This window comes from Streptomyces purpurogeneiscleroticus, from assembly GCF_020024005.1.
Classification (GTDB): domain Bacteria; phylum Actinomycetota; class Actinomycetes; order Streptomycetales; family Streptomycetaceae; genus Streptomyces; species Streptomyces purpurogeneiscleroticus.
This window is the reverse complement of the sequence record NZ_NHSG01000218.1, coordinates 1-2,817: the sequence shown is the minus strand read 5'-3', so window position 1 is coordinate 2,817 and position 2,817 is coordinate 1. Positions and strand designations below refer to the sequence as shown.

The 2,817-nt window shown below is 75.9% G+C and carries 2 protein-coding genes; one reads left to right on the top strand and one right to left on the bottom strand.

What is annotated here, in order from left to right; genetic code table 11:
- On the top strand, positions 1-2,033 hold a 2,033-nt coding region (locus tag CCS38_RS14205), incomplete at its 5' end, for a response regulator (RefSeq protein ID WP_504740349.1).
- Positions 2,034-2,095: 62 nt separating this feature from the next.
- On the opposite strand, the gene CCS38_RS14200 is transcribed toward CCS38_RS14205, so the two are convergent.
- A complete protein-coding gene (locus tag CCS38_RS14200) occupies positions 2,096-2,680 on the bottom strand; it encodes a TetR/AcrR family transcriptional regulator (protein ID WP_223733618.1) in 585 nt (194 codons plus the stop codon).
- Positions 2,681-2,817: the final 137 nt, after the last annotated feature.

Genomic DNA, 2,817 nt, shown 5'->3' with positions numbered 1-2,817 from the left:
GCCGGTCCGCCGCGGCGGACCGGCAGCCGGCCCAGGCCGCACAGGCCCAGATCGCACAGGCCCCGGCCGCTCAGCCCCAGGCCCAGCCGCAGCCCGGTGCTCAGCAGCCGCGGCCCGCGCTGCCTGCCGCCGGGGCGCAGGCTCCCGGCTCGCAGGCGGCCGCAGCCCAGGCACCCGGGCCGCAGCTCCCCGCCCAGGCCACGGGCCCGCAGGGACCCGCCGGCGCGGGTGAGGCGGTGCCCACGGGTACCGGCCGGCGCCGCGCTCGCCGGGCTCCCGAAGAGGCATCGGGTACCGCTGACGCCGCGCCCGGTACACAGGGAGCACCCTCCGGGGCCGGTGCACTGCCCGCGCTGCACGGTGCCGGTGCCAATGCCGGAGCCGGGCAGGCCGGTCCGGCCACCGGTGGCGAGTGGGACACCCCGACCGGCCGCCGCCGCGCGCGCCGCGCCGCCGCCGAGGAGCGGGCCGCCGCTTCGATGGCCGACTCGGAGTCCACCGGTACGTTCGTGGTGGGCGCCGGGGGCCAGGTCACGCACCCCGAGGACGACGCCGCGACCCCCGCGGCCCCCGCGCCGACCGGCCGCCGCCGCGGCCGTCCGAGCCCGGCCGAGGCCGCCGGGCCGCACGGCCAGGAGGCGCAGGCCGCACAGGCCGCGCAGCAGCCTGCACAGCAGCCCGAGGACGGACGTCAGGCACAGCCTCAGCCGCAGCCCCAGGCACAGCCCCAGCTCCCGGCCTCGCCTCAGGAGAACGGCCGGCGCAGCCCCTCCGTACCGCGCCAGTCCGCGCACGCCCAGCAGGGCGCCGCGAGCCGCCCCCTGCCCGTACCGGAGGAGGAAGCGGGTCACTCGGACGGCCGGGCGTTCAGCGTGCGCACGCTCGGGCAGGGCGTCCCCTTCGCCCAGCAGATCGCCGACCAGCACCAGCCGGCCAACGGCCGTCCTGGCCGGCCGGGCCGCCACGGCCAGCCCGCCCAGGAAGGTCAGCCCACCCAGGGCGGCCAGACCCAGGGCGGCGCCAACGGCACGCTCGGTGGCGCCGGGGGCGCCGGTTCCGGGCGGCGCCGGAAGCTCGCCGCGCCCCCGCAGGACGACGCGCGCGGCACCGGCTCCGAGATGGTGCCCGCCGCCCGTGCCCCGCAGGGCGGGCAGCCGCAGCCGCAGCCGTCGCTGATGGAGTCCACGGAGGGCCGCGCGTTCGCGATCTCCGCGCCGGGCGAGGGCCAGGAGGGCCCCGAGCCGCTGGACGGCCCGAACGGCGCCATAGAGGTCGTGGACCGGCAGCCGCCGCCCATGGACGACGAGCTGCCGCCCGAGCCGCTGGACAACCCGCGCAGGCTGCTGGTGTGGCCGGCGCCGGACGCCTCGACCCAGCAGGCGCTGAACGAGCGCGGCTACCGCCCGGTGATCGTCAACTCCCGCGAGGAGGTGGACGCGCAGATCTCGGCGTACCCGGCCGCGCTCTTCGTCGACCCGCTGACCGGGCCGATCACCCGCAAGGCACTGCAGTCGCTGCGCCAGGCGGCGGGCGCCGCGGAGGTGCCCGTCCTGGTGACGGCCGGCCTGGCCCAGGCGACCCGGGAAGCGGCGTACGGTGCCGATCCGGCCGTACTGCTCAAGGCGCTCGCGCCGCGCGACAGCGAGCAGCACCCGTCGCGCGTCCTGCTGATCGAGGAGAACGACGCCGTCGCGGGCGCGCTCACCACGTCGCTGGAGCGGCGCGGCATGCAGGTCGCGCGGGCCGCGACGGACGCGGACGCGGTCAGCCTGGCCACCCAGATCCGGCCCAACCTCGTGGTGATGGACCTGATGCAGGTGCGTCGTCGGCGGGCCGGGATCGTGGACTGGCTGCGCGCGAACGGGCTGCTCACCCGCACTCCGCTGGTCGTCTACACCTCGGCCGACATGGACCCGGCGCAGCTGCCGCGGCTGGTGTCCGGCGAGACCGTACTGTTCCTCGCCGAGCGGTCCACCAGCGCGGACGTCCAGGGCCGCATCGTCGACCTGCTCACCAAGATCGGCACCAACTAGGCACGTCGTAGGGTGCGTCCCGCGGGGCGCACCCGAGACGGGGCAGCCCTGCGGAGCCCGTCCTACGGCTTGCTGATGATCCGGCGCACCGCCGTGCCGATCGACTCGCGCAGCCGGGCCCGCGCCTCGTCCGTGTCGCCGACCAGGATCTTCCGCATCTGCGGCATGGCCGCGTACCAGGCCGCCACGCCGAGCAGGATGAACGCCAGGTCGCGCGGCGGGAGGGTGGTGTCGATGGCGCCGCGGCGCTGGGCGTCAGCGAACGCCTCGGCCTTGCGGTCGTAGTGCGAGCTGCGCTCGTCCTCGCGCGGCAGGGGCCCCGTGCCGTACTCCAGCCCTTCCCACAACAGCAGCCGCAGCAGCTGCGGGTGGGTGTCGTGGTACTCCAGGAGCCGGTCGACCCAGGCGTCCGGGTCGTCGGCGTCGATCGGCATGTCACGGGCGTGGTCGACCAGCCGCTTCTCCAGGACCTGCGCGAACAGCTCGCTCTTGTTGCCGAAGTAGGCATAGATGAGCTGCTTGTTGGCCTTGGCCTCGCGGGCGATCCGGTCGATGCGGGCACCCGCGATGCCGTACGCGGCGAACTCGGCGGCCGCCGCTTCGAAGATCCGTGCCTTGGTGGCCGCGGGGTCCCTGGTCCCTGTCATGGAATCAGCGTAACCAACTGTTTGGTTGACACGACCGGCACACGCGCCGAGACTTACAACCAACCAGTTGGTTGCTACCGGGGAGGAAGCCACCGCCACCATGCCCACCACGCCGACGGCCAAGCCGTCCACCGCCC